Raw genomic sequence first — 18,051 nt, 5'->3', positions numbered from 1 at the left:
AGCCGACCCGTCCGAGGTTCTCGGACGGGTCGTTGCGTTTCCCGGGCCCGCCCACGCCGTGCGCTCGTCCCTCGCACCCGGCTAGGGTCGTGACATGCCCGTCGACCCCTCGCTGGTGGGGCGCGAGTTCCCCGCGCCGGCACCCCTGACCGTCACGCCCGAGCGGGTCAGCGCCTTCGCGGCCGCCGTCGGGCACCCGGACGACTCGGTCCCGCCGACCTTCCCGATCGCGCTCGCCTTCGACGCCATGCAGGCGTTCCTCGACGCCGAGCGGATCGACCTGCACCGCATCGTGCACGGCGAGCAGCGCTTCGCCTACGCCCGTCCTCTGGTGCCTGGCGACGAGCTGAGCGCCACGCTGACCGTCACCGGCCTGCGCCAGATCGGCGGCGCCGACATCATCGCCACCAGCAGCGAGATCACCGACGCCACCGGCGCTGTCGTGTGCACCGGCAAGGCGACCCTGGTGCACTCGTCAGGAGGAGCAGCATGAGCGCCCTGGAGCCCGGAGCCACCCTCCCGCAGCGGGTCTTCACCGTCACGCGGGCCGACCTGGTCGCCTACGCCGAGGCCAGTGGCGACCACAACCCGATCCACCAGGACGAGGAGGTCGCGCTCAGCGTCGGCCTCCCCGGGGTGATCGCCCACGGCATGTACACCCTCGCCCTGGTCGGGACGGCCGTCGCGGAGTGGACCGGCGGCGCGGAGGTCGTCGACCTCGGCGCGAAGTTCACCAGCCCCGTCGTCGTACCTGCCGAGGGCGGCGCGGAGGTCGAGGTGGGCGGCACCGTCAAGTCCGTCGCCGACGGCCTCGTCACCCTCGCGCTCGAGGTGACCTGCGGGGGCCAGAAGGTGCTCGGCATGCCCAAGGCCGTCGTGCGCGAGGCCACCGTCCGTGCCTGACCTGCGCGACCACACCACCCTGCGCCTGGGTGGCCCCGGTCGCGAGTGGGTGCGCGCCACCACCGAGGCCGAGCTGGTCGCGGCCGTGGACGAGGCCGACGCGGACGGCACGCCGGTGCTCGTGCTCGGGGGAGGGTCCAACCTGGTGGTCGCCGACGCCGGTTTCGACGGCCGGGTCGTCGAGGTCGCCACGCGCGGCATCACCGCCGACGTGGACGACTCCGGCGATCCGTCCTGCTCCGGCGCCACGGTCACGGTCGCCGCGGGGGAGGTCTGGGACGACGTGGTCTCCCGGGCCGTCGAGCGCGGCTGGGTCGGCGTCGAGGCGCTGTCCGGGATCCCCGGCTCGGTCGGCGCGACGCCGATCCAGAACGTCGGGGCCTACGGCCAGGACGTCTCGCAGACCATCGCCCGGGTCCGCGTGTGGGACCGCGTGCTCCGCGGCGTACGCACCTTCGCGGCGAGCGAGTGCCGGTTCGGCTACCGCACCAGCCGCTTCAAGGCCGATCCCGGCCGCCACGTCGTCCTCGACGTCACCTTCCAGTTCCGCCAGGGCGGGCTCGGGGCCCCGATCCGCTACGCCGAGCTCGCCCGCACCCTCGGCGTCGCCGAGGGGGAGCGGGCGCCGATCGGCGACGTCCGGTCGACCGTCCTCGACCTGCGGCGCGACAAGGGGATGGTGCTCGACGCCGACGACCACGACACCTGGAGCGCCGGCTCGTTCTTCACCAACCCGTTCCTGACCCCCGAGCAGGCCGCGGCGCTCCCCGACGACGCACCCCGGTGGGAGCAGCTCGACGGCACGTGGAAGTCCAGCGCCGCGTGGCTGATCGAGCACGCCGGCTTCGGCAAGGGCTGGACCAGCCCGGTCGCCGGCGACCGGGTGGGCCTGTCGACCAAGCACACCCTCGCCCTGACCAACCGCGGCGGCGCCACCACCGAGGAGCTGCTGACCCTCGCCCGCGCGGTGCGCGGCGGCGTGCGCGACGCGTTCGGGGTCACCCTCGTCAACGAGCCCGTGACGGTCGGCTGCACCCTCTGACGCCCCTCCGGCGGTCGGTCAGGCGAGCCAGGCGGCGATGTCGCGGCGGGCGACCTCGACCACGTCGGACGGCGCGCACGAGGCCTCGAACGACATCTCGGCCAGCCGCGCCAGGGTCGCGTCGTCGAGGTCGTGCGCGGCGCGCATGGTGGCGTACTGCCCGGCGAGGCGGGAGCCGAACAGCAGCGGGTCGTCGGCGCCCAGGGCCACCGTCGCGCCGGCCGCCAGCAGCTGAGGGAGCGGCACCGAGGTGAGGTCGGAGTAGACGCCGAGCGAGACGTTGGAGACGGGGCAGACCTCCAGCGCGACGCCGGCCGACACGAGGCGGTCCAGCAGCGCGGGGTCCTCCGCGCTGCGTACGCCGTGGCCCAGCCGCTGCGCACCGAGGCTGTCGAGGCACGCACGCACGTGGTCCGGGCCGCGCAGCTCGCCACCGTGCGGCACCAGCAGCAGGTCGGCGCGCTCGGCGATCTTGAACGCTCCCCGGAAGTCCTCCGTGCGCCCTCGCCGCTCGTCGTTGGACAGCCCGAAGCCGACCACCCCGCGCCCGGCGTACTGGGCCGCGAGCCGGGCCAGCGTGCGGGCGTCGAGGGGGTGGCGGGTGCGGTTGGCGGCGATCACCACCGCCATCCCGAGACCCGTGCGCTCGGAGGCGTCGCGGACGCAGTCGAGCACGAGGTCGGTGAACTCCGTGATCCCGCCGAAGCGCGCCGCATAGCCGCTCGGGTCGACCTGGATCTCCAGCCACCGGCCGCCGTCGCGGACGTCGTCCTCGGCGGCCTCCAGCACCAGGCGTCGTACGTCGTCAGGCGTGCGCAGCACCGAGCGCGCCACGTCGTAGAGGCGCTGGAAGCGGAACCAGCCCTTCTCGTCGGCCGCGCTGAGCTGCGGCGGCCAGTCCTCGACCAGCGAGTCGGGCAGCACGATCCCGTCGCGCTCGGCGAGCTCCAGGAGCGTCCCGTGCCGCATGGAGCCGGTGAAGTGGAGGTGCAGGTGCGCCTTCGGCAGCCGGGACACCTCGCGCAGCCGCTCACCCACCATGCGACGCATCGTAGGGGGACGCCCACGACCGACCGGCGCTCGGTTCGACGCCTCGGTTCGACTGCACTGGATCAGCCCCGTATGCTTCCCGATTGGTGGTTTCGCCAGATGCTTCGGCATGCCCCCAGCGATGGGTGCAGGACCACCGGAGGGCACTAGCTCAACTGGCAGAGCATCGGTCTCCAAAACCGAAGGTTGGGGGTTCAAGTCCCTCGTGCCCTGCGAGGAATCACTGCACAGCAACAACGAGAAGGTGGGAAACGTGGCCGACGGCAACGCGGTTCAGGACCGGCGGGACTCGCGCGGCGACGACCGTGGGCGCACCAGTCCCGTCACGTTCATGCGCCAGGTGGTGGCCGAGCTCCGCAAGGTGGTGTGGCCCACCCAGCAGCAGCTGATCACCTACTTCTTCGTGGTGCTGGTCTTCGTCCTCGCGGTGATGCTCCTGGTCTCGGTGCTCGACCTGGCTTTCGGGAAGCTGGTCTTCGAGGTCTTCACCGGGAGCAACACCCAGTAATCGACGACGGAGCAGTGCCCCACTGCTCTGAACCCGCCGGGCGAGGCCCGGCCCCGGTCCCCGTGACCGGACCCAGCAACGACGTACGGAGTGAGACGTGTCGGAAAGCAATGACGTGGACCAGGTCGAGGACCAGGTCGAGTCCGTCGACGAGGCGACCCCGGAGGACGCCGACGTGGACACCGACGTGGACGCCACCGAGGACACTACCCCCGAGGACGAGACCGCGGACGGGAGCGTCGAGGACGAGACCGACGCCGAGGCGTCCGACGACGCCGCCGACGAGGAGACCACTGACGAGAACGACCCGCTCGAGGCCTTCCGCCGCGAGCTGTGGGCCAAGCCGGGCGACTGGTTCGTCGTGCACACCTACTCCGGCATGGAGAAGCGGGTCAAGCACAACCTCGAGAACCGCATCATCTCGCTCAACATGGAGGACTACATCCACGAGATCGTGGTCCCCACCGAGGAGGTCGCGGAGATCAAGAACGGCCAGCGCAAGATGGTCACCCGCACCGTGCTCCCCGGCTACGTCCTGGTCCGCATGGACCTCACCGACGAGTCCTGGTCCGCCGTGCGCCACACGCCGTCGGTCACCGGCTTCGTGGGCCACAGCCACCAGCCCGTCCCGCTCAGCATGAGCGAGGTCGAGGACATGCTGGCTCCGGCCGTCGTGGCGCTGGCCGAGGCCGAGGCCGCCTCCTCGGGCGAGAAGGGTGCCTCCACCACGCCGCGCAAGCCGGTCGAGGTCGCCGACTTCGACGTGTCCGACTCGGTCATGGTCGTCGACGGTCCGTTCGCCACGCTCCACGCGACGATCACCGAGATCAACGCCGAGTCGCAGCGCGTCAAGGCGCTCGTCGAGATCTTCGGCCGCGAGACCCCGGTCGAGCTCAGCTTCAGCCAGATTCAAAAAGTCTGAGCGGGCGGAGCTTGCTCCGACCGGTCAGCTGGCTTCTTGAGGTTGAGGAGCGTCGGCACAGACCTGAGCGCAGCGAAGGGCTGTGTGACGCGTCTCGAAACACAACCTTGAGGGCTCGATTTCACAAGAGCTCGGCGTCAAGGCGACAATGAAGTAGCGACAACCCGTGGCAGAGGGCGAGTGCCCTCGTCGTGACCACAAGAGAGAAAAGAGAAGGCAATGCCTCCCAAGAAGAAGATCGCCGCACTGGTGAAGGTGCAGCTGCAGGCCGGTTCGGCCACCCCGGCCCCGCCGGTCGGTACGGCGCTCGGCCCGCACGGCGTCAACATCATGGACTTCTGCAAGGCCTACAACGCCCAGACCGAGTCGATGCGCGGCAACGTGATCCCCGTCGAGATCACCATCTACGAGGACCGCTCGTTCGAGTTCATCACCAAGACCCCTCCGGCCGCCGAGCTGATCAAGAAGGCCGCCGGCCTCTCCAAGGGCTCCGGCGTCCCGCACAAGGAGAAGGTCGGCAAGCTGACCAAGGACCAGGTCCGCGAGATCGCGACCACCAAGCTGCCCGACCTCAACGCCAACAACATCGATGCGGCCATGAAGATCGTCGAGGGCACTGCGCGCTCGATGGGTGTCACGACCGACTGATCCGTGGGAGAGCCGCGCTGGCTCGCTAACCACATCCTTCGCACCACAGAAACGAGAAGACAATGCAGCGCAGCAAGACCTACCGCGCGGCGGCAGAGTCGTTCGACCAGAACGAGCTCTACGCCCCGCTGGCCGCCATCAAGATCGCCAAGGGCGGCTCGAAGAAGAAGTTCGACGAGACCCTCGACGTCGTCATGCGCCTGGGTGTCGACCCGCGCAAGGCCGACCAGATGGTCCGCGGCACCGTCAACCTGCCCCACGGCACCGGCAAGACCGCCCGTGTCCTGGTGTTCGCCAACGGCGACAAGGCCGACGCCGCCCGTGAGGCCGGCGCCGAGTTCGTCGGCAGCGACGAGCTGATCGAGAAGGTCGCCGGCGGCTGGCTCGACTTCGACGCCGTCGTGGCCACCCCCGACATGATGGGCAAGGTCGGTCGCCTCGGTCGCGTCCTCGGCCCCCGCTCGCTCATGCCCAACCCGAAGACCGGCACGGTGACCCCCGACGTCGCCAAGGCCGTCACGGACATCAAGGGCGGCAAGATCGAGTTCCGTGTCGACCGCCACTCCAACCTGCACTTCATCATCGGCAAGGCCTCCTTCTCGGAGGTCCAGCTCGCGGAGAACTACGCCGCGGCGCTCGACGAGGTGCTGCGTCTGAAGCCGGCCAGCTCCAAGGGTCGCTACATCAAGAAGATCACCGTCTCCACGACGATGGGCCCCGGCATCCAGGTGGACCCCAACCGCATCAAGAACGTCGCCGCTGAGGACGAGGCCGCCCAGGCCTGAGCCACAGCAGCCAGCACGGCCCGGTCGCCCTTTCGGGGTGGCCGGGCCGCGTTGCTGTCCGGACATTCGTTTCGGTGTGGAAGCATTCGGGTACGGAGCGGTCGTCCAGTCCCTTCGTCCCGCCGGATCGTCCCAGGAGACACACCATGCGCGTCACGTCCCTCGCCCGCCGCCTCGGCGCCGCAGCCCTCGTGCTGACCGTCGGCGCGGGCCTCACCTCCTGCAGCGACGACTCGAGCTCGACCGACTCCTCGAGCACGGCCACCGACGAGGGCACCGATGCAGCGACCGACGAGGGCACCGACGAGTCCACCAACGAGGCCGGGACGGACGTGGCCGAGCTGTCCGCCGACGACTTCTACCCCACGGTCATGGCGGCGATGCGCGAGGCCGGGACCTTCAACTTCGAGACCGTCTCCGACTCGGCGGGCCAGTCGCAGACCATGTCCGGCCAGGCGCGCTTCAGCGGCGCCGGCGTGGAGATGAAGGCGTCGAGCACGGGCGCCCAGCCGATGGAGCTGATCCTCCTCGGCGAGGCGATGTACCTGAAGTCGCCCGACATGGGCACCGGCGACAAGTGGGTCAAGATCGACCTGAGCGACCCCAACTCGCTCTTCGGCATGATCGGGAAGGCGACCGACCCCGAGGTCATGTTCAAGGCCATGGAGTCGCCCGAGAAGCTCGAGCTGATCGGCACCGAGGACGTCGACGGGGTGAGCACCAACCACTACCGGATCACGATGGACCCGACGCAGTACCTCAAGGCGATGGAGTTCCCTGCTGCGATGGCCGACATGCTGCCCAAGGAGCTGACGACCGAGATGTGGGTCGACGGCGACAACCTGCCGCGCAAGTTCGCGCAGACCCTCGACGTCCCCTCGGTCGGCGGAGGCGCGGCCAGCACGTCGACCACCGAGGGCACCTACTCCGACTTCGGCACCGACGTGGAGATCGAGGCACCGCCGGCCGACGAGGTCACTGAGAACTTCCCCGGCGCCTGATCACTCGCGGAAGACCCGCTCGTCGATCAGCTGCTCCTTGACCTCGGTGCCCTCGGACTCGTAGCGGCCCTGGTCGAAGCGGGTGCGGAACTGCAGCACCACGCCGTCGCGCCCGAAGCGGTTCTTCTCCACCGTGAGGACGGCGAAGTCGCGGAACCGCTCGGCGTTGTTGAGGTCGTAGGTCAGGTGGTGGCGCGCGACGATGTCGAACTTGTTGTTGAGCACCATCACGACGTCGGCCTCGTACGCCAGCGCGCTGGAGCCGCGGAGGTCGTTGGCGCGCATCCGGCGACCCGAGCGCAGCGCCTCCTTCTCGGCGGCAGCGATCGCCAGGATGGGAGCGCTGATGTCGATGGCCAGGTCCTTCAGGCCCTCGACGACCTCGGTGGACCGGGCCTCGTCGTCGATGTGCGACGACTTCACCTTCTGCAGGTAGTCGATGATCACCAGCGGGGTCGTACCCGCCAGCTCACGCACCGCCTCGATGGCCGCCTGGATGGCGGGCAGGTCGGTGCGGGTGCCGGTGGAGCGGTGCACGAAGAGCATCTCGGAGTAGTGCGACACCTTGGCGAGGGCCTCGACGCCGCAGGGCACGGACTCCAGGCGGTGGTCGAGCGAGCTCACCCACAGGTCGTCGAAGATCGACCGGATGCTGTTCATCCGCACCTGGTCGGACTCGTCGAGCTCGCCCGCCTCCATGGCGATGAGCTTCTGCGTCATGTCCTCGGCGTCGTGCTCGTAGGAGAAGTAGAGGACCGGGCGTCCGGACGCCGCGTTGTTGCGGGCGACCTGGAGCGCGAAGGTCGACTTGCCGAGGCCCTGCGGCCCGGCGAGCAGGATCAGCGAGCCGGCGCGCATGCCGCCGCCGATGAGCGGGTCGAGGCCCCCGAACCCGGTCTTCCAGACGCGCCCCGCCGCGTTGCGCCCGGTGAGCATGCGTTCGTCGCTGCGGGCGAGCGAGGCCCCGACGGTCGTCAGCTGTAGATCCACGGACCCATGGAACCAGTGTTGGGAGAGCGGTGGGACCCGAATCAGGCGTTTGCCGGGCGACGACGCCGATTTGTCCGGTCCGTGACCCGGCGCGTACTGTTCCACTCGAAACCAGAGACCGCAGGTTGTCACGAGCTCCTCGCCCGTGACCGAAGGTTCGCAGCAGCGGACGGCCAGCGCAGGTGAGGAGCAGCGGCGCAAGCCGCACCAACGCCCTGAGCCTGTGCTCGGGGCGTTCGTCGTCTGTGGGCCCGAACGCCGGTGGTCAACCCCGGAAGGAGACCCATGGCGCGGCCAGAAAAGACTGCCGCCGTTGCGGAGATCGTTGAGTCCTTCAACGGTGCCGCCGGCGCTGTGCTGACCGAGTACCGCGGTCTCACCGTGAAGCAGCTGCAGGACCTGCGGCGCTCCCTCGGCGAGAACGCCAACTACGCCGTGGTCAAGAACACGCTCGCCAAGATTGCCGCCACCGAGGTGGGAATCGAAGGCTTCGACGACCTGCTGACCGGCCCCACCGCCATCGCCTTCATCAATGGAGACGTGGTCGAGGCCGCCAAGGGTCTGCGTGACTTTGCCAAGGCAAACCCCGCCCTTGTCATCAAGGGCGGTGTCCTGGACGGCAAGTCCCTCGACGCCAGCGAGATCGCCAAGCTGGCCGATCTCGAGTCGCGTGAGGTGCTCCTGGGCAAGCTCGCGGGCGGCATGCTCGCCTCGCTCTCCCAGGCCGTCTACCTCCTCAACGCCCCGCTCGCCCAGGTCGCCCGGCTCGCCGGCGCCCTGGAGGCGAAGGCGACGGAGGACCCCTCGATCCTCGCAGGTGGTGCCGGTACGCCGGATGCTCCCGCTGCCGAGGACGCCCCGGTCGAGGAGGCCCCCGCGGCCGCCGAGCCCGAGGCGACCGACGAGGCAGCCGACCAGGCCGCCGAGTCCACCGACGCCTGACCAGGCCGACGTACACCACCTGAAACCCGGCGCGGGACGCATCCGCACCCGCGCCACACACGGAAGGAAACGCCACCATGGCGAAGCTCAGCACCGACGAGCTCCTTGACGCCTTCAAGGAGATGACCCTGATCGAGCTCTCTGAGTTCGTGAAGCAGTTCGAGGACACCTTCGGCGTCACCGCCGCTGCCCCCGTTGCCGTGGCCGCCGCCCCGGCTGCCGGTGGTGCCGCTGGTGGCGAGGCCGCCGCCGAGCAGGACGAGTTCGACGTCGTCCTCGAGGCCGCTGGTGACAAGAAGATCAACGTCATCAAGGAGGTCCGCGCCCTGACCTCCCTCGGTCTCAAGGAGGCCAAGGACCTCGTCGAGGCGGCTCCCAAGGCCATCCTCGAGAAGGTCGACAAGGCTGCCGCTGACAAGGCGAAGGAGGCCCTCGAGGCCGCCGGCGCCACCGTCACCGTCAAGTGACCCACTGACGGCCGGGTTCCTCGCGAGCCCGCCGTCGACCGCCCAGGGCGGTCACCCCCATCAGGGGGTGACCGCCCTGCGGCGTGTTGGGCCAACCTCCGTGACGACCGTCGCACCAGGGCGTAACCTCTCGCGCAGTCCGGCGTTGGTCTACTCAGGAGTAGCGACGGGGAGGAAGGGGTCCGGGTAGATGGGTGTCGAGATCAAGGTCAACGACCTCTCGAAGTCGTTCGGCAAGCAGCTGATCTGGGGCGACGTCACCCTCACGATCCCGGCGGGCGAGATCTGCGTGATGCTCGGCCCCTCCGGCACCGGCAAGTCGGTCTTCCTCAAGACCCTCATCGGGCTGCTCAAGCCCGACAAGGGCTCGATCATCATCGAGGGCACCGACATCGCCAGCTGCTCGGAGCGCGAGCTCTACGAGATCCGCAAGCTCTTCGGCGTGCTGTTCCAGGACGGCGCCATGTTCGGCTCGATGAACCTCTACGACAACGTCGCCTTCCCGCTGCGCGAGCACACCAAGAAGTCCGAGTCCGAGGTCCGCGCCATCGTCATGGAGAAGATGGACCTCGTCGGACTCCTCGGGGCCGAGGACAAGCTCCCGGGTGAGATCTCCGGCGGCATGCGCAAGCGCGCCGGGCTGGCCCGTGCCCTGGTGCTCGACCCCGAGATCGTGCTGTTCGACGAGCCCGACTCCGGCCTCGACCCGGTGCGTACGGCCTTCCTCAACCAGCTCATCATCGACCTCAACGCGCAGATCGACGCGACCTTCCTCATCGTCACCCACGACGTCAACACCGCGCGCACCGTCCCCGACAACATCGGCCTGCTCTACCACCGGCACCTGGCCATGTTCGGCCCACGCGAGATGCTGCTGAGCTCCGAGGAGCCGGTGGTGCGCCAGTTCCTCAACGCCCAGCGCGTGGGGCCTATCGGCATGTCGGAGGAGAAGGACGCCGACGAGCTCGCGGCCGAGGCCGACCAGGACCTGCCGCCGCTGCCTCCGATCCCGCTGCAGCAGGAGCCGTCCAACGGCATCCCGCGGCGCAGCCAGCGTGCCCCCGGCGAGTGGTGCCGCGAGCACGGCGTCACCCCGCCCCCGGGATCGTTCGAGTCCAGCAACGCCGGCCTCGCCCCGGGAGCCTGACGCCACGTGGCCACGTCCCTGTCCTCTCGCGCTCTCGCGCCCGTCGCGATCGCAGGCAACCTGTTCGCCTTCGCGCTCGACGTCTTCCGCGCCCTGTTCCGCCGACCGTTCCAGCTGCGCGAGTTCATCCAGCAGGCGTGGTTCATCGCCTCGGTCACCATCGTGCCGACCGCGCTCGTCGCCATCCCGTTCGGTGCGGTCATCGCGCTCCAGGTCGGCGGACTCATCAAGCAGTTCGGCGCGCAGTCGTTCACCGGCTCCGCCTCGGTCCTGGCCGTCATCCAGCAGGCTGCTCCCATCGGCACCGCCCTGCTGATCGCGGGCGCCGGCGGCTCGGCCATCGCCGCCGACCTCGGCGCGCGCAAGATCCGCGAGGAGCTCGACGCGATGATGGTGCTCGGCATCGACCCGATCCAGCGCCTCGTGGTGCCCCGCGTGCTGGCCTGCATGCTCGTCGCGTTCTTCCTCAACGGCATGGTCAGCGTCGTCGGCGTGACCGGCGGCTACGTCTTCAACGTGATCCTCCAGGACGGCACCCCCGGCGCCTACCTGGCCAGCTTCACCGCGCTCGCGCAGCTGCCCGACCTGTGGATCGGCCTGTTCAAGGCGCTGGTCTTCGGACTGATCGCCGCGATCGTCGCGTCCTACAAGGGCATGAACGCCAACGGCGGGCCCAAGGGCGTCGGCGACGCCGTCAACGAGTCGGTCGTCATCACGTTCCTGATGCTCTTCGTGGCCAACTTCGTGCTGAGCCTGATCTACCTCCAGATCATCCCCCCGAAGGGCGGATGACATGGCCCTGAGGGACATCTACGCCAAGCCGCTCGCCTCGCTCGACGAGCTCGGTGGGCAGCTCGCCTTCCACATCGGCGTGCTCAAGGCGGTGCCGCGATCGATCACCCGCTACCCGCGCGAGATCCTGCGGATCCTCGCCGAGGTCACCCTCGGCACCGGTGCGCTGGCGGTCATCGGCGGCACGGTCGGCGTCATCATCGGCATGACGTTCTTCACCGGCGCGCAGGTGGGCCTGTCCGGCTACGCCGCGCTCAACCAGCTCGGCACGGCCGCCTTCGCCGGCTTCGTCTCGGCCTACTTCAACACCCGCGAGATCGCCCCGCTGGTCGCCGGCATCGCGCTGGCCGCCACCGTCGGCTGCGGCTTCACCGCCCAGCTCGGTGCGATGCGGATCTCCGAGGAGGTCGACGCCCTCGAGGTGATGGCCATCCCGTCGATGCCGTTCCTCGTGGCCACGCGCGTGATCGGCGGCCTCATCGCGATCATCCCGCTGTACGTCGTCGGCCTGCTGTCGTCGTACTTCGCCAGCCGGCTCGTGGTGACGCAGATCTACGGCCAGTCGGCGGGGACCTACGACCACTACTTCAACGCGTTCCTGCCGCCCGGCGACGTGCTCTGGTCCTTCGGCAAGGTCCTGGTCTTCGCCGTCACGGTCATCCTGATCCACTGCTACCACGGCTACAACGCGTCCGGCGGCCCCGCCGGCGTGGGTGTCGCCGTGGGTCGCGCGGTGCGCACGAGCATCGTCGCCATCAACGTGCTCGACCTGCTCCTGTCCATGGCCATCTGGGGCGCGTCGACGACCGTCCGGTTGGCCGGGTGAGCGCGCGATGAGGACCAAGACCCTGGGCATCGTCTTCCTGGTGCTGATGCTCGCCTCGGTGTGGCTGACGTACGGCGTGTTCACCAAGAAGTTCGCCGACTACGACGAGGTGACCGTCCAGGCGTCCAAGATCGGGCTCCAGCTCCCGAAGCGTGCCGACGTCAAGATCAAGGGCGTCATCGTGGGCGAGGTGCTCGACTACGAGCCCACCGCCGAGGGCGCCGACATCACCCTCGGCCTCTACCAGGACCGCACCACCCAGATCCCCGGCGACGTCACCGCCTCGATCCTGCCCAAGACGCTCTTCGGCGAGAAGTTCGTCTCGTTGATCGTGCCCGACGGGGGATCGTCGGCGCCGCCGATCGCCGCCGGCGACGTGATCGAGCGGACCAACCTCTCGATCGAGGTCGAGAAGGTGCTCAGCGACCTCTACCCGCTGCTGCGCGCCGTCCAGCCGGCCGACCTCAACACCACCCTCAACGCGGTCGCCACCGCCCTCGAGGGCCGGGGGGAGCAGCTCGGCCAGACCATCGAGACGATGGACGACTACCTCACCAAGCTCAACCCGGAGCTCCCCGCCCTCATCGAGGACCTGCGGCTGACCGCCGACGTCTCCGACACCTATGCCGACGTGCTGCCCGAGGTCGCGACGATCCTGCGCAACACGATCACGACCACCACGACGCTGGAGGACCGCGAGGAGAAGCTCAAGGCGCTCTTCAACGACGTCTCGAAGTTCGCCGCGGTGGCCGAGCGGTTCACGAGCAACAATGGCGACAACCTGGTCCGCCTCGGCGACCTGGCGGCGGCTCAGCTCGAGGTCTTCGCCCGCTACGCGCCCGGCTACCCCTGCCTGCTCGGGGGCATCGTCGGTGCCGGCGAGCTGCAGGCCCAGGCCTTCCGCGGCTTCACGCTGCACATCGTCCTGGAGACCCTGCCCCACCAGCCGCGGGCCTACGGACCGCAGGACGTCCCGGTCTACGGCGACAAGCGCGGCTACTACTGCGGCCGCCTGCCCAACCCGCCGTGGTCGCAGTCCAACCCGGTCAACCACCAGCCCAACTTCGTCGACGGCATCGACGAGTCCACCGGCAAGGGCACCAGCCGGGTCGGGCCGGGCTGGTCGGGTTCTGCCGCCGGCTTCGTCGGCGGCCGCGACGAGACGGCGCTCCTCAAGGCACTGCTCGCGCCCGGCCTCGGCGTCAGCGCCGACGACGTACCCGACCTGGGTGTGCTGCTGGTCGGCCCCATGGCCCGCGGGGCGGAGGTGTCGCTGCGATGAGCCCCCTCCTGGACAAGAAGACGTCGGTCGACCTGGTCAAGCTCCTCGTCTTCGTCGTCGTGACCTCGCTGGCCACCGCGGTGCTCGTGGTGACCATCGGCAACATCGGCTTCGGCGACTCGCGCGACTACAAGGCGGAGTTCACCGACGCCACCGGCGTCAACAAGGGCGACGACGTACGGGTCGCGGGCGTGCGCGTCGGCACCGTCAGCGAGGTCGAGATCATCGACCGCACCCGCGCGCTGGTCACGTTCTCGGTCGACGAGGGCACTTCGCTCAACGGCGGCACCAACGCCGCGATCCGCTACCGCAACCTCGTGGGCCAGCGCTACCTCTCCCTCACCCAGGAGGTCGGCGACACCCAGCGCCTGCCGGCCGGGGCGACCATCCCGGTCTCGCGCACCACGCCCGCGCTCGACCTGACCGTGCTCTTCAACGGCTTCAAGCCGCTGTTCCAGGCGCTCTCGCCGGAGGACGTCAACCAGCTCTCCTACGAGCTGATCCAGGTGTTCCAGGGCGAGGGCGGCACGCTCGAGGGGCTGCTGGCGCACACCGCGTCGGTGACCTCGACCCTGGCCGACCGCGACGAGGTCATCGGTGAGCTCATCGACAACCTGTCGCTCGTCCTCGACCACGTGGCCGACCGCGACAAGCAGCTGACCCGGCTGATCCAGTCGTTCCGCACGCTGGTCGGCGGCCTGAAGAAGGACCGCTTCGCGATCCTCGACTCGCTCGAGGACGTCTCCGCGCTGTCGGTGGAGACCGCGTCGCTCCTCGACGGCATCCGCGAGCCCTTCGTCAAGGACATCAAGGAGCTGCGCGCGGTCGCCGGCAACATCGACAAGAACAAGGCCGAGCTCGACCGGGCCCTCCAGGTCCTGCCGATCAAGCTGGACAAGATCGGCCGCACAGCGATCTACGGCTCGTTCTTCAACTTCTACCTCTGCGAGTTCCAGGGCCGGGTCAATCTGCCCGGGGGAGTCTCGCTGCCGGTCAAGTACCAGACCGGCTCCGACAGGTGTGATCTGGGATGAACTCACCCCACGACGTCCTTCTCTCCCGCTGCGCTCCTCCGAACGACGCCGAGGGGACCCCGAGATGAAACCGTTCCGCGAGCGCAACCCCGTCATGGTCGGCGCCATCAGCCTCGTCGTCCTGGCACTGGTCATGGTCGCCGCGCTGCGCGCCGACGACCTGCCGGTGATCGGCGGCGGGGACACCTACCACGCCATGTTCACCGAGGCGGGCGGACTCAAGGTCAACGACGAGGTCCGCATCGCCGGCGTCCGGGTCGGCAAGGTCAACGAGGTCGAGCTCGACCAGGACCAGGTGAAGGTCACCTTCAAGGTCGACGACGCCGCGGACTTCGGCGGCGACACGGGCGCCGCGATCAAGGTGAAGACGATCCTGGGCTCGATGTTCCTCGCGCTCGAGCCGGCCGGTGAGGGCCAGCTCGAGGAAGGCGCCACCATCCCCGCGGCACGGACCTCCTCGCCCTTCGACGTGGTCGAGGCGTTCGAGGGACTCGCCTCCACCTCGGAGCAGATCGACACCGACCAGCTCGCCGAGTCGCTCACCACGCTGGCCGACCTGACCCGCAACACCCCCGAGGAGTTCCGCGGCGCCCTCACCGGCCTGAGCCGGCTCTCGGCCAACGTGGCCGACAAGGACGAGCAGCTCAACTCGCTGCTGGTCAACCTCGAGCGGGTCTCGAAGGTCCTCGACGCCCGCGACGAGGACATCATCACGCTGATGCAGGACAGCGACGTGCTGTTCCGCGCCCTGGTCGCGCGCCGCGACGCCGTCCACGAGCTGCTGGTCTCGAGCACCAAGCTCTCCAGGGAGCTCACTGCGCTGATCCGCCAGTCACGTGCGGACCTCGCGCCGGCTCTGGCACACCTGGAGAACGTCGTCGCCGTGCTCAACAAGAACGAGGACAACCTCGACAGCAGCCTGCGGCTGATGGCGCCGTTCTACCGCGTCTTCGCCAACACGCTCGGCACCGGTCCCTGGTTCGACACGTGGATCGCCAACTTCCCTCCCGTTCCGCAGGTGGGCTGACCCATGGACCTCGTGAAGCGCTTCCTCGTCCCGCTCATCGTGCTGGGATTCGTCGTCGCGGCCGCCGTCAGCGTCTTCGGCGGCGACAGCACCCGCACCGTCGTCGCCCACTTCCCGCGCGCCATCTCCGTCTACGAGGGCAGCGACGTCCGGGTGCTCGGCGTGGCCGTCGGCACGGTGACCCGGGTCGAGCCCACGGGCACCGACGTCACCGTGACCATGACGTACGACGACGAGGTCACGCTGCCGGCCGACGCCCGGGCGGTCATCATCGCGCCGTCGCTCGTCGGCGACCGCTACGTCCAGCTGACGCCGGCGTACTCCGGCACCGGCGACGTCCTGACCGACGGCGCCGAGCTCGGCGTCGAGGACACCGCGGAGCCGCTCGAGCTGGACCAGATCTACGACAGCCTCGACCGGCTGAACGTCGCGCTCGGTCCGCGCGGCGCCAACGAGACCGGCGCACTGTCCGACCTGCTCTCGGTGACGGCCGACAACTTCGGTGGACAGGGCACGACCTTCCGACAGACCATCGAGGACTTCTCCCGGCTCAGCTCGACCCTGTCCAACAACAAGGAGGAGCTCTTCGGCTCGGTGCGGGCACTCGAGGGCTTCATGCAGACGCTGGCCGACAACGACCAGACCGTCCGCCAGTTCAACCAGTCACTGGCCGACGTCTCGACGATGCTCGACGGCGAGCGCCAAGAGCTCGTCTCGGCGACCAAGAACCTCTCCGTCGCACTCACCGCGGTGAAGGGCTTCGTGGAGGAGAACAAGGACTCCCTGAGCCGCAACATCACCGGCATCAACCGGGTCGCGAAGGTCCTGGTCCGCCAGCGGGCGGCCCTCGACGAGATCCTCCACGTCGCGCCCGCGGCGCTGAACAACCTGGCCCTCACCTACAACCCCAATGCCGGCACCCTCGACACCCGCTCCAACTTCGGCGAGACGATCCACCCGCTCAATGCCGACCCCGCCGCCCTCCTGTGCGGCTTCGTCGGTCAGGTCGAGCGCTCGGGGCAGGTCTGCGACCGGATCACCGACCTGCTCGGCCGGTCCCGCCCAGGGGCCCTGGGCAAGCCCGACGTGCTGCCCGCCCAGGACGTGTTCGACCCCACCCTCGGCGGCCTCGTGGAGGTGCAGCGATGAAGCGCGTGAAGACCTTTGTGCTCGGTGCGGTCGCGGCGGTGGTGCTCTCGGGGTGCGACGCCAGCGTCTACTCCCTGCCGCTGCCCGGTGGGCCCGACGTCGGCGACAACCCGATCACGATCAAGGTGGAGTTCGCCGACGTGCTCGACCTGGTGCCCCAGTCCACGGTGAAGGTCAACGACGTCAGCGTGGGGAAGGTGACCGCGATCGACCTCGAGGGCTACCAGGCGCTGGTCACCCTCGAGCTGCGCCGCGACGTGGAGCTGCCCGGGAACGCCGTCGCCGAGCTGCGCCAGACCAGCCTTCTCGGGGAGAAGTTCGTCGAGCTGAGCGCCCCGGAGCAGGGCGCCATCGCCGACCCGCTCGAGGACGGCGAGGTCATCCCGATCGAGCGCGCCGGCCGCAACCCGGAGGTCGAGGAGGTCCTCGGTGCGCTGAGCCTGCTGCTCAACGGTGGCGGCGTGGCCCAGCTCAAGACGATCACGCAGGAGCTCAACCTCGCCCTCGAGGGGCGTGAGGACTCCGCGAAGTCGGTGCTGCGCCAGCTGCGGACCTTCACCGGCCAGCTCGACGAGAACAAGGAGGACATCGTCGACGCGATCGAGGGGCTCAACCGCCTCGCCGTCGCCGCCGAGAAGCAGCTGCCGACGATCGACAAGGCCCTCGAGGAGCTGCCCAGCGCGCTCGACTCCATCGACCGGCAGCGCGACGACCTCGTCGAGATGCTCACCGCCCTCGACCAGCTCTCGTCGGTGGCCGTGGACGTGATCGCGAGGTCCAAGGACGCGACGATCACCTCGCTCCAGCGTCTGAACCCCGTCCTCACGCAGCTCGCCGCCTCGGGCGACGACTTCACCAACGCCTTCCACGTCTTCTTGACCTACCCGTTCGTCGACGACGTGGTCGGCCGTGACCCGCAGGTGGCGCGCAACCTGCACATGGGCGACTACACCAACCTCTCGATCACCCTCGACGTCGACGTCGCGGGCGGTGCGAGCGCGACTCCGTCGCTGCCCACGAACCTGCCGACGGTGCTCGACCCGACCGTGATCGTCAACGACGTGCTGGCCTGCCTCCAGAGCGGCTCGCTGACCAGCGACGCCTGCCAGCGGGTGCTCGCCAACCTCCAGAAGCTCGCCCAGCTGCGAGAAGAGTGCGCGAAGTCGGAGAACAAGGACAAGGACGTGTGCCGCGAGCTCAACGCGATCCCCGGTCTGCCGTCGCCGCCGATCCCGCTGCCCACCACGGTGCCCACCACGCTGCCGCCGACGATCCTCCCGACGATGCTGCTGCCGACGGGGCTGCCCCGAGCGGGCACCGGTGAGCGGCCCCGTCCCGGCGGTCCCACGATGAGCGACCTCATGGACCTCTACGACCCGGCCCTCGTGAGCCTCCTCGTCCCCGCGATGGTGCAGCGATGATCACCCGTCGGACCAGGCTGCAGCTGCTCGTCTTCGCCCTCATCACGTTGGTCGGGGATAGCTTCGACGGCGCGCGCTACGCCCGCCAGGACCGGGTTTTCCTCGAACAGAGATA

General features: G+C 69.3%; 20 protein-coding genes and 1 tRNA gene. 19 read left to right on the top strand and 2 right to left on the bottom strand.

The window, feature by feature from the left end; translation table 11 throughout:
• Positions 1-94 precede the first annotated feature (94 nt).
• From JWN97_RS06425 to JWN97_RS06415, 3 genes are read left to right on the top strand one after another with little or no spacing between them, the layout of a single operon-like run.
• Entirely contained in the window at positions 95-493 is a 399-nt protein-coding gene (locus JWN97_RS06425; protein WP_297620113.1) for a MaoC family dehydratase N-terminal domain-containing protein, read from the top strand.
• Positions 490-903 carry a MaoC/PaaZ C-terminal domain-containing protein gene (locus tag JWN97_RS06420; RefSeq protein ID WP_297620110.1) on the top strand — a complete coding sequence of 138 codons (414 nt, stop codon included), beginning with the start codon at positions 490-492 and terminating at the stop codon, positions 901-903. The genes JWN97_RS06425 and JWN97_RS06420 overlap by 4 nt, the downstream gene beginning before the upstream one ends.
• Positions 896-1,945: a UDP-N-acetylmuramate dehydrogenase gene (locus JWN97_RS06415; RefSeq protein ID WP_297620107.1), complete on the top strand. Its 1,050-nt coding sequence runs from the start codon at positions 896-898 to the stop codon at positions 1,943-1,945. The genes JWN97_RS06420 and JWN97_RS06415 overlap by 8 nt, the downstream gene beginning before the upstream one ends.
• Positions 1,946-1,963: 18 nt before the next feature.
• Here the strand turns inward: JWN97_RS06415 and JWN97_RS06410 are convergent, their stop codons facing one another.
• Complete coding sequence (locus JWN97_RS06410; protein WP_297620104.1) at positions 1,964-2,986, bottom strand: adenosine deaminase; 1,023 nt, start codon at positions 2,984-2,986, stop codon at positions 1,964-1,966.
• 149 nt (positions 2,987-3,135) lie between these two features.
• Between JWN97_RS06410 and JWN97_RS06405 the strand changes: the two genes are divergently transcribed.
• The 6 genes from JWN97_RS06405 (at position 3,136) to JWN97_RS06380 (ending at position 6,859) form a co-directional block, all read left to right on the top strand.
• A tRNA-Trp gene (locus JWN97_RS06405) sits at positions 3,136-3,208 on the top strand.
• A gap of 40 nt (positions 3,209-3,248) precedes the next feature.
• The gene (secE, locus tag JWN97_RS06400) at positions 3,249-3,503 is read left to right on the top strand and encodes a preprotein translocase subunit SecE (protein ID WP_363321258.1); all 255 of its coding nucleotides are present in this window, start codon (positions 3,249-3,251) and stop codon (positions 3,501-3,503) included.
• A gap of 97 nt (positions 3,504-3,600) precedes the next feature.
• Entirely contained in the window at positions 3,601-4,425 is an 825-nt protein-coding gene (gene nusG, locus JWN97_RS06395; protein WP_297620101.1) for a transcription termination/antitermination protein NusG, read from the top strand.
• Between the two features lie 219 nt (positions 4,426-4,644).
• Positions 4,645-5,073 (top strand): 50S ribosomal protein L11, encoded by a 429-nt coding sequence (rplK, locus tag JWN97_RS06390; RefSeq protein WP_297620098.1) that lies wholly within the window; start codon positions 4,645-4,647, stop codon positions 5,071-5,073.
• A gap of 62 nt (positions 5,074-5,135) precedes the next feature.
• A complete protein-coding gene (rplA, locus tag JWN97_RS06385; protein WP_297620095.1) occupies positions 5,136-5,858 on the top strand; it encodes a 50S ribosomal protein L1 in 723 nt (240 codons plus the stop codon).
• Positions 5,859-6,004: 146 nt separating this feature from the next.
• Entirely contained in the window at positions 6,005-6,859 is an 855-nt protein-coding gene (locus JWN97_RS06380; RefSeq protein WP_297620092.1) for a hypothetical protein, read from the top strand.
• On the opposite strand, the gene JWN97_RS06375 is transcribed toward JWN97_RS06380, so the two are convergent.
• On the bottom strand, positions 6,860-7,849 hold the full coding sequence (locus JWN97_RS06375) for a DnaB-like helicase C-terminal domain-containing protein (protein ID WP_297620089.1): 990 nt from the start codon (positions 7,847-7,849) through the stop codon (positions 6,860-6,862). It abuts the gene before it with no gap.
• A gap of 285 nt (positions 7,850-8,134) precedes the next feature.
• On the opposite strand from JWN97_RS06375, the gene rplJ reads away from it, so the two are divergent.
• The 10 genes from rplJ (at position 8,135) to JWN97_RS06325 (ending at position 17,936) form a co-directional block, all read left to right on the top strand.
• Positions 8,135-8,791: a 50S ribosomal protein L10 gene (gene rplJ, locus JWN97_RS06370; RefSeq protein ID WP_297620086.1), complete on the top strand. Its 657-nt coding sequence runs from the start codon at positions 8,135-8,137 to the stop codon at positions 8,789-8,791.
• 77 nt (positions 8,792-8,868) lie between these two features.
• Complete coding sequence (gene rplL / locus JWN97_RS06365; protein WP_297620084.1) at positions 8,869-9,258, top strand: 50S ribosomal protein L7/L12; 390 nt, start codon at positions 8,869-8,871, stop codon at positions 9,256-9,258.
• Between the two features lie 190 nt (positions 9,259-9,448).
• Entirely contained in the window at positions 9,449-10,405 is a 957-nt protein-coding gene (locus JWN97_RS06360; RefSeq protein ID WP_297620081.1) for an ABC transporter ATP-binding protein, read from the top strand.
• A gap of 6 nt (positions 10,406-10,411) precedes the next feature.
• Positions 10,412-11,197, top strand: a complete 786-nt coding sequence (locus JWN97_RS06355; RefSeq protein ID WP_297620078.1) for an ABC transporter permease — start codon at positions 10,412-10,414, stop codon at positions 11,195-11,197.
• 1 nt (position 11,198) lies between these two features.
• Positions 11,199-12,023: an ABC transporter permease gene (locus JWN97_RS06350; RefSeq protein WP_297620075.1), complete on the top strand. Its 825-nt coding sequence runs from the start codon at positions 11,199-11,201 to the stop codon at positions 12,021-12,023.
• 7 nt (positions 12,024-12,030) lie between these two features.
• Positions 12,031-13,305, top strand: coding sequence for an MCE family protein (locus JWN97_RS06345; RefSeq protein ID WP_297620072.1), 1,275 nt, complete (start codon positions 12,031-12,033; stop codon positions 13,303-13,305).
• Positions 13,302-14,339, top strand: a complete 1,038-nt coding sequence (locus tag JWN97_RS06340) for an MlaD family protein (RefSeq protein WP_297620069.1) — start codon at positions 13,302-13,304, stop codon at positions 14,337-14,339. The genes JWN97_RS06345 and JWN97_RS06340 overlap by 4 nt, the downstream gene beginning before the upstream one ends.
• 64 nt (positions 14,340-14,403) lie before the next feature.
• On the top strand, positions 14,404-15,366 hold the full coding sequence (locus JWN97_RS06335; RefSeq protein WP_297620066.1) for an MCE family protein: 963 nt from the start codon (positions 14,404-14,406) through the stop codon (positions 15,364-15,366).
• 3 nt (positions 15,367-15,369) lie between these two features.
• A complete protein-coding gene (locus tag JWN97_RS06330; protein ID WP_297620063.1) occupies positions 15,370-16,515 on the top strand; it encodes an MCE family protein in 1,146 nt (381 codons plus the stop codon).
• Positions 16,512-17,936 (top strand): MCE family protein, encoded by a 1,425-nt coding sequence (locus JWN97_RS06325; protein ID WP_297620060.1) that lies wholly within the window; start codon positions 16,512-16,514, stop codon positions 17,934-17,936. The genes JWN97_RS06330 and JWN97_RS06325 overlap by 4 nt, the downstream gene beginning before the upstream one ends.
• Positions 17,937-18,051: the final 115 nt, after the last annotated feature.

Source organism: Nocardioides sp. (assembly GCF_025965415.1).
Taxonomy (GTDB): Bacteria; Actinomycetota; Actinomycetes; order Propionibacteriales; family Nocardioidaceae; genus Nocardioides.
Note: the sequence above shows the minus strand (reverse complement) of the source record. Positions and strands in the feature narration are given on the sequence as shown.

Excerpts from the sequence above, each read along its gene's own strand:
- JWN97_RS06330 (WP_297620063.1), top strand. The coding sequence starts at position 15,370 with ATGGACCTCGTGAAGCGCTTCCTCGTCCCGCTCATCGTGCTGGGATTC.
- JWN97_RS06425 (WP_297620113.1), top strand. The coding sequence starts at position 95 with ATGCCCGTCGACCCCTCGCTGGTGGGGCGCGAGTTCCCCGCGCCGGCA.
- JWN97_RS06335 (WP_297620066.1), top strand. The coding sequence starts at position 14,404 with ATGAAACCGTTCCGCGAGCGCAACCCCGTCATGGTCGGCGCCATCAGC.
- JWN97_RS06360 (WP_297620081.1), top strand. The coding sequence starts at position 9,449 with ATGGGTGTCGAGATCAAGGTCAACGACCTCTCGAAGTCGTTCGGCAAG.
- JWN97_RS06410 (WP_297620104.1), bottom strand. The coding sequence starts at position 2,986 with ATGGTGGGTGAGCGGCTGCGCGAGGTGTCCCGGCTGCCGAAGGCGCAC.
- rplA (WP_297620095.1), top strand. The coding sequence starts at position 5,136 with ATGCAGCGCAGCAAGACCTACCGCGCGGCGGCAGAGTCGTTCGACCAG.
- rplK (WP_297620098.1), top strand. The coding sequence starts at position 4,645 with ATGCCTCCCAAGAAGAAGATCGCCGCACTGGTGAAGGTGCAGCTGCAG.
- JWN97_RS06380 (WP_297620092.1), top strand. The coding sequence starts at position 6,005 with ATGCGCGTCACGTCCCTCGCCCGCCGCCTCGGCGCCGCAGCCCTCGTG.
- JWN97_RS06340 (WP_297620069.1), top strand. The coding sequence starts at position 13,302 with ATGAGCCCCCTCCTGGACAAGAAGACGTCGGTCGACCTGGTCAAGCTC.
- JWN97_RS06420 (WP_297620110.1), top strand. The coding sequence starts at position 490 with ATGAGCGCCCTGGAGCCCGGAGCCACCCTCCCGCAGCGGGTCTTCACC.
- JWN97_RS06345 (WP_297620072.1), top strand. The coding sequence starts at position 12,031 with ATGAGGACCAAGACCCTGGGCATCGTCTTCCTGGTGCTGATGCTCGCC.
- rplJ (WP_297620086.1), top strand. The coding sequence starts at position 8,135 with ATGGCGCGGCCAGAAAAGACTGCCGCCGTTGCGGAGATCGTTGAGTCC.
- JWN97_RS06325 (WP_297620060.1), top strand. The coding sequence starts at position 16,512 with ATGAAGCGCGTGAAGACCTTTGTGCTCGGTGCGGTCGCGGCGGTGGTG.
- rplL (WP_297620084.1), top strand. The coding sequence starts at position 8,869 with ATGGCGAAGCTCAGCACCGACGAGCTCCTTGACGCCTTCAAGGAGATG.
- JWN97_RS06350 (WP_297620075.1), top strand. The coding sequence starts at position 11,199 with ATGGCCCTGAGGGACATCTACGCCAAGCCGCTCGCCTCGCTCGACGAG.